Raw genomic sequence first — 7,053 nt, forward strand, 5'->3', positions numbered from 1 at the left:
CCTCACACCCCCACAGCGGCCAGCGCGCGCAGCGTGTCCCCCGCGAAAACGGGAGCCGCGAAGCGGATATCCGTCATGCCCATCTTTGCGATTGCAGTTCCGTTGGTCGTGTTGTGCACGGTCATCCCAATTAGCAGACCAAGCGTAAACACCGAGTTTACCCGACGCCGCCATAGTCAGTTGTCTCGCGCCTCGAAGAACAAACCGGCCAAGCCAGCCTCCCAAAACGTGAAACAATCTTGCGCGGTCAGGCGCGATATGCAAATCACGACGACAATAAATCAAACGAGACAGGGACGTTCGGGTGGCAGAGCCGATCCTACAAACTGAGGGACTGACCAAGGAATTCCGCGGCTTCATGGCCGTGGGTGGCGTCGACCTGCAGGTCATGCCCGGCACGATTCACGCGCTCATCGGCCCCAACGGCGCCGGCAAGACCACCTGCTTCAACCTGCTCACCAAATTCCTGCAACCCACCCGCGGCACCATCAAATACATGGGCCGCGACATCACCGGGCTGAAGCCGGCGCAGATCGCCCGCCTGGGCCTGGTCCGCTCGTTCCAGATCTCCGCCGTGTTCCCCCATTTGACCGGGCTGGAAAACGTCCGCCTGGCCCTGCAGCGCAAGCGCGGCGGCTCGTACGATTTCTGGCGGTCGCAGGACGTGCTGAAATCCCTCGACGACCGCGCCCGTGCCCTCATGGACGATGTCGGCCTGTCCGAATACCACGAAACCCCCGCCGTGCTGCTGTCCTACGGCCGCAAGCGCGCCCTGGAAATCGCCACCACCCTGGCGCTCGACCCGCAAATGCTGCTGCTGGACGAACCCACCGCCGGCATGACGCACGAGGACGTGGACCGCATCGTCGCCCTCATCCGCCGCATCCGCACCGGCCGCACCATCCTGATGGTCGAACACAACCTTTCCGTCGTCGAAGGCCTGTGCGACTGCATCACCGTGCTCACCCGCGGCAAGGTCCTGGCGGAGGGCGACTACGCCACCGTCTCCCGCAACCCCGAAGTCGTCGCCGCCTATCTCGGCACCGACGCACCCGCCGCGCTGGCCGGGGAAGCCGCGCATGTTTGAGGTGAAGGGCCTCGAGGCCTGGTACGGCGAGAGCCACGTGCTGCACGGCGTCGACTTCCAGGTGGGCGAGGGCGAAGTCGTAACCCTGCTGGGCCGCAACGGCGCCGGCAAGACCACGACGATGAAGTCGATCATGGGCCTGGTGCCCCGCCGCCGCGGCTCCATCATCTACAAGGGCCGCGAGACGGTGAAGATGCGCCCCGACGAGGTCGCCAAATCCGGCATTGCCATCTGCCCCGAAGAACGCGGCATCTTCGCCGGCCTCAACGTCACCGAAAACCTGATGCTGCCCCCCGTCATCGGACCCGGCGGCCTCGACCTGCCGACCATCTACGCCCTGTTCCCCAACCTCAAGGAACGCGCCGCCTCCCAAGGCACCAAGCTCTCCGGCGGGGAGCAGCAGATGCTCGCCATCGGCCGCATCCTGCGCACCGGCGCCAAATTCCTCCTCCTCGATGAACCCACCGAGGGCCTCGCCCCCGTCATCGTGCAGCAGATCGGCCGCACCATCCGCGAACTACGCACCCGCGGCTTCACCGTGCTGCTGGTGGAACAGAATTTCCGCTTCGCCGCGACTGTGGCCGATCGCCACTATGTCATGGAACATGGCCGGGTCATCGATATGATCCCGAATAGCGAGATCGAGGCCAAGATGGACAAGCTGCACGAGTACCTCGGCGTCTGAGCACGCTATAATCGGCGTATCTGCGCGCCAAGCCCGGGGGACACCACCATGCTGCTGACAAGACGCGACCTGCTCGGCACCGTGGCCATCGCCGCTGCCGCCCCGGTGATGGCGCGTGCCCAATCCACGCCAGCCATCAAGCCCGCCATCAAAATCGGCGTATTGGGCGACCAATCCGGTGTCTACCGCGACCTCAGTGGCCCGGTGGCCGCAGCCTGTGTGCGCCAGGCGGTTCAGGACATGGCGCCTCATCTGAACGGCATCGATGTCCAGGTCGTCGTCGGCGACCACCAGAACAAGCCGGACGTCGGCGCCTCGCTCGTGCGGCAATGGTTCGACCGCGACGCCGTGGACATGGTGACGGACTGCCCGAACAGCGCCGTGGCGCTGGCCGTCGCCGCGATCTGCCACGAGAAGGACAAGACCTACATCAACAGCGCCGCCATGATCACCGAACTCACCGGGGCGCAATGCGCGCCGACCACGGTGCATTTCGCCATGGACACCTACGCCCTGGCCCGCTCCACCGGCACCGCCATGGTGGCCGACGGTGGCGATACCTGGTTTTTCGTCACCGCCGATTACGATTTCGGCCTGGCCCTCCAGCGCGACACCACCGGCTTCATCACCCGCGCCGGCGGCAGCGTGCTCGGCTCGGTCAGGGCGCCATTCCCCACCACGGATTTCTCGCCCTACCTGCTGCAGGCGCAATCCTCCGGCGCCAAGGTCATCGGCCTCTGCAACGCCGGGTCGGACGTCGTGAATTCCATCAAGCAGGCCGGTGAGTTCGGTCTCACCCGCGCAGGCGTCAAGGTCGCCGGTCTGCTGGTCTTCATCAGCGACGTGCACGCGCTGGGCCTGCAGGCCGCCCAAGGCCTCAACCTGACTGAAAGCTTTTACTGGGACCTGAACGACCGCACCCGCGCCTTCACCAGCCGCGTGCTGAAGCAAACCGACGGCGTGCGACCCGGCATGGGCCAGGCCGGCTGCTATGGCGGCACGGTGCACTACCTGAAGGCAGTCGCTGCCCTCGGTGCGGCGGATGCCAGGCGCAGCGGCCGCGCCGTCGTCGCGCGCATGAAGTCCATGCCGACGGATGACGATGCGTTCGGCGCAGGAAGCATCCGGGAGGATGGGCGGGCGCTCCACCCCGTCTATCTGTTCCAGGTGAAAGCCCCCGACGAGAGTCGCGGGCCGTGGGATTACTACAAACTGGTCGCAACCACGCCGATTGACCAGGCGTGGCGACCTCTCAACCAGGGTGGCTGTCCAATGGTGCATTCATGATCGCGCGTCGTTCCCTTCTGGCCGGTTCTGCCGCCGCTGCCGTCATCGCCCCGCGCGTGCGCGCCCAGGGCGCCAAGCCCCGCATCAAGCTGGGCGTGCTGAACGACATGTCCGGCCCGTATCGCGACACTGGCGGCCCCCTCTCCATCACCTGCGTGCAGCAGGCGGTGCAGGATTTCGGTGACCACGGTTTCGCCGTCGACGTCATCAACGCCGATCATGGCAACAAGCCGGACCAGGGCGCCTCCATCGCCCGGCGCTGGTACGATGAGGACGGCGTCGACGTCATCCTCGACGTGCCGACCTCCTCCGTGGCCCTCGCGGTCAGCACCGTCACGAAGGAAAAAAACAAGGTCAACCTGAATTCCGGCGCCGGAACGGTCGACCTCACCGGGTCGCAATGTAACCCCAACACCATCCAGTGGACCTACGACGTCTACATGCTGGCGAAGTCGACCGGCGGCGCGATGGTGAAGTCGGGCGGCGATAGCTGGTTCTTCGTCACCGCCGACTACGTGTTCGGCCAGCAGCTCGCCAGCGAGGGCGCCAAGTTCGTCAAGGCGGCTGGCGGCAAGGTCCTCGGTGAAACTCGCTACCCGTTCCCCGCCACCAACGATTTCTCCTCCTTCCTGCTGCAGGCGCAAACCTCCGGCGCCAAGGTGCTCGGCCTGGCCAACGCCGGCGCCGACACCATCAACTGCATCAAGCAGGCCGCCGAGTTCGGGCTCACCCAGCGCATGAAGCTCGCCGCGCTGCTGATGTTCATCAGCGACGTGAACGGCCTCGGCCTGCAAACCGCCCAGGGCCTGACGCTGACCGAGAGCTTTTATTGGGACCTGAACGACCGCACGCGCGCCTTCTCCGCCCGGTTGAAGCAGAAGGCGCCGGACGTGCGCGCCGACATGGACCAGGCCGGCTGCTACTCGGCCGCGTTGCACTACCTCAAGGCCGTCGCCGACATGGGCGTGGCCAACGCCAAGGCGAACGGCGCCGCCGTCGTGGCCCGCATGAAGGCGATGCCGACCGATGACGATGCGTTCGGCAAAGGCTCCGTCCGCGAGGACGGCCGCGGCATGTTCCCCGCCTACCTGTTCGAGGTAAAGAGCCCGGCCGAAAGCCAGGCCCCCTGGGATTATTACAAGCTGATCGCAACGACGCCGGCTGGCGAGGCCTACCGCCCGCTGGCCGAGGGCGGCTGCCCCCTCGTGCATACGTAAAGGCCGACATGTTCATGATCTTTGGCTACCCGGTGGCACTGCTGTTCGGTCAGTTGCTGCTGGGTTTGATCAACGGGGCATTCTACGCGCTACTGTCATTAGGCCTGGCCATCATCTTCGGCATGCTCAACATCATCAACTTCGCCCACGGGGCGCTGTTCATGGTGGGCGCGTTCGTGGCGTGGATGCTGCAGAACTACCTGGGCCTGGACTATTGGTGGGCGCTGATCCTGTCGCCACTCATCGTCGGCGCCTTCGCCGTGGTGCTGGAAAAGACCGTGATCTGCCGGCTGTACCGGATCGACCATCTCTACGGCCTCCTGCTGACATTCGGCCTGGCGCTCATTCTGGAGGGCCTGTTCCGCAACGAATACGGCTCCTCCGGCCTGCCATACCGCATCCCGCAGGCATTGTCGGGCGGCGCCAATCTCGGCTTCATGTTCATGCCGCTCTATCGCGGCTGGGTGGTGCTGGTGGCCGTCGTCACCTGTCTGGCGGTGTGGCTGGTGATCGAAAAGACCTCGATCGGCGCCAAGCTGCGGGCAGCCACGGAAAACCCCGGCTTGGTGCAGGCCTTCGGCGTTAACGTGCCCCGCATGATCACGCTCACCTACGCGGCCGGCGTGGCCCTGGCCGCGTTTGCCGGCGTCCTCGCGGCGCCGATCTATTCGGTCAATCCTAACATGGGTTCCAACCTCATCATCGTGGTGTTTGCCGTGGTGGTGATCGGCGGCATGGGCTCGATCCTCGGCTCCATCGTCACCGGCTTCGGCCTCGGCGTGGCGGAAGGATTGACCAAAGTCTTCTACCCGCAGGCCTCCGCCACGGTCATCTTCGTGGTCATGGTCATCGTGCTGCTGGCGCGTCCCGCCGGGTTGTTCGGGAAGGCCGCCTGATGTTCGGGTTTTCCAAAGAGCAAGGCATCGCCTTCCTGCTGCTGCTGATCCTGGTGGTCGTCTGCCCGTTCGTCCTCTACCCCGTGTTCCTGATGAACGTGCTGTGCTTCGCCCTGCTGGCCTGCGCGTTCAACCTGCTCATCGGCTATGTCGGGCTGATGAGCTTCGGCCACGCCGCCTATTTCGGCATGGGCGCCTATGTCTGCGCCTATGCCGCGAAGGTCTGGGGACTCACGCCCGAGGTGTGTGTCCTGCTGGGCGGCATCACCGGCGGCCTGTTGGGCGTGGTGTTCGGCTGGCTGGCGATCCGGCGCCAAGGCATCTACTTCGCCATGATCACCCTGGCCCTGGCGCAGATGAACTACTTCTTCTGCCTGCAGGCGCCGTTCACCCATGGTGAGGACGGCATCCAGCAGGTCCCCCGCGGCGCGTTGTTCGGCATCTTCTCTCTGGCCAACGACCGGGCGATGTATGTGTTCATCGCGGTGCTGTTCCTGTTCTTCTTCCTGCTCATCCACCGCATCGTGCATTCCCCCTTCGGCCAGGTGCTGAAGGCGATTCGCGAGAACGAACCCCGCGCCACCTCGCTCGGCTACCGCACCGACGACTACAAGCTGATCGCCTTCATCCTGTCCTGCTTCATCGCCGGCATCGCCGGGGGCGCCAAGGCGCTGGTCTTCGGCATCGCCACGCTGACGGACGTGAACTTCGAAACCTCCGGTGAGATCGTGCTGATGACGCTGGTCGGCGGCATGGGCACCATCTTCGGACCCGGCGTCGGCGCCCTGGTGCTGAAGGGGATGGAGAACTACCTCGCCGGCATCGGTTCCTGGGTCACGGTGGTGCAGGGCTGCATCTTCGTGGTCTGCGTGCTCGCCTTCCGCCGCGGCATCATCGGGGAGATCGGGGCCCGGCTCAAGCTGGTGCTGTAGCCCCGCCGCGACATCGGATAGGTTGGGGACAGCATGATCCTCGACCGCAGTCCCATGGCCAGCCGGTTCGATCCGGAGCGGATGTTCCGCCCCCGCTCGCTCGCCATCTTCGGGGCGGACGGGCGGCTCGGCCGGCAGGTGCTCGACAACCTTGCGGCCGGCGGGTTCACCGGCGCCGTGCAAGCCGTGGCGCCGGGCGCCGACCCGGCGCCTGCCGACCTCGCCATATTCGCCGCCGACACGGGCCCGATCGCCCGCCTGCTCCCCGGCCTGGCACGCGCTGGGATTTTCGCCGGCGTGGCAGTGGGGCTCAGCCAGGATATCGCGGCCGGGCAGGCGGAAACGGGTGTGCGCGTGCTCGGTCCCGGATCGTTCGGCATGGCGTGCCCAGCGATCCACCTCAACGCCACCCTGTCCCACCTGCAGCCGCAGCCCGGCCGGGTCGCACTCCTCTCCCAATCCGCCGCCCTCTGCCGCGCCGTGCTCGATTGGGCGGGGCCGAACGGCGTCGGCTTCAGTCAGATCGTCGGCATCGGCGGCAATGCCGGCACCGGGTTCGACCAGGTGTTGGACTTCCTGTCCCGCGATTCCGCCACCGGCCCCATCCTGCTGGACATCCGCCGCCTCCGCGACCCCCGCACCTTCCTGTCCGCCGCCCGCGCCGCCGCCCGCCTGCGCCCCGTCGTCGCCCTGCGCGCCGGCAGTCGCCTGCTGGACCCGACCGGCCGGGCGGAAATGGTGTTCGACGCCGCCCTCAACCGCGCCGGCGTGCTCACCGTCTCCAGGCTGGAGGACCTGCTCGCCGCCCTCGAAACCCTCACCCGCGCCCCCCCGCCGCGGGGCGACGGCCTGGTCATCGTCACCAACGCCATCGGCCCCGGCCGCATGGCCGCGGACGCCGCACTCGCCAGCGGCATCGCCCTCGCCAACCTCGCCCCCGAAACTCGCA

At 66.5% G+C, this 7,053-nt stretch carries 7 protein-coding genes and 1 pseudogene; 7 read left to right on the top strand and 1 reads right to left on the bottom strand.

From position 1 onward, the window contains the following. Nucleotides 1–2 precede the first annotated feature (2 nt). Nucleotides 3–152: a MaoC/PaaZ C-terminal domain-containing protein gene (locus GSQ76_RS28305; RefSeq protein WP_158747386.1), complete on the bottom strand. Its 150-nt coding sequence runs from the start codon at nt 150–152 to the stop codon at nt 3–5. 206 nt (nt 153–358) lie between these two features. Between GSQ76_RS28305 and GSQ76_RS28310 the strand changes: the two genes are divergently transcribed. The 7 genes and pseudogenes from GSQ76_RS28310 to GSQ76_RS28340 all read left to right on the top strand — a co-directional run. Then, entirely contained in the window at nt 359–1,087 is a 729-nt protein-coding gene (locus GSQ76_RS28310; protein WP_158747440.1) for an ABC transporter ATP-binding protein, read from the top strand. Further along, nucleotides 1,080–1,772 (top strand): ABC transporter ATP-binding protein, encoded by a 693-nt coding sequence (locus GSQ76_RS28315; protein ID WP_158747387.1) that lies wholly within the window; start codon nt 1,080–1,082, stop codon nt 1,770–1,772. Before GSQ76_RS28310 ends, GSQ76_RS28315 begins: the two co-directional genes overlap by 8 nt. Nucleotides 1,773–1,820: 48 nt before the next feature. Further along, on the top strand, nt 1,821–3,059 hold the full coding sequence (locus GSQ76_RS28320; protein WP_158747388.1) for an ABC transporter substrate-binding protein: 1,239 nt from the start codon (nt 1,821–1,823) through the stop codon (nt 3,057–3,059). Next, nucleotides 3,056–4,276, top strand: a complete 1,221-nt coding sequence (locus GSQ76_RS28325; RefSeq protein ID WP_158747389.1) for an ABC transporter substrate-binding protein — start codon at nt 3,056–3,058, stop codon at nt 4,274–4,276. The genes GSQ76_RS28320 and GSQ76_RS28325 overlap by 4 nt, the downstream gene beginning before the upstream one ends. An 8-nt stretch (nt 4,277–4,284) precedes the next feature. Beyond that, nucleotides 4,285–5,172, top strand: coding sequence for a branched-chain amino acid ABC transporter permease (locus tag GSQ76_RS28330; protein ID WP_158747390.1), 888 nt, complete (start codon nt 4,285–4,287; stop codon nt 5,170–5,172). Further along, entirely contained in the window at nt 5,172–6,104 is a 933-nt protein-coding gene (locus tag GSQ76_RS28335; protein WP_158747391.1) for a branched-chain amino acid ABC transporter permease, read from the top strand. The genes GSQ76_RS28330 and GSQ76_RS28335 overlap by 1 nt, the downstream gene beginning before the upstream one ends. A gap of 33 nt (nt 6,105–6,137) precedes the next feature. Next, nucleotides 6,138–7,053: pseudogene (locus GSQ76_RS28340) on the top strand (GNAT family N-acetyltransferase); the annotation flags it as partial.

The sequence above is a fragment of the Acidisphaera sp. L21 genome (assembly GCF_009765685.1).
Taxonomy (GTDB): Bacteria; Pseudomonadota; Alphaproteobacteria; order Acetobacterales; family Acetobacteraceae; genus LMUY01.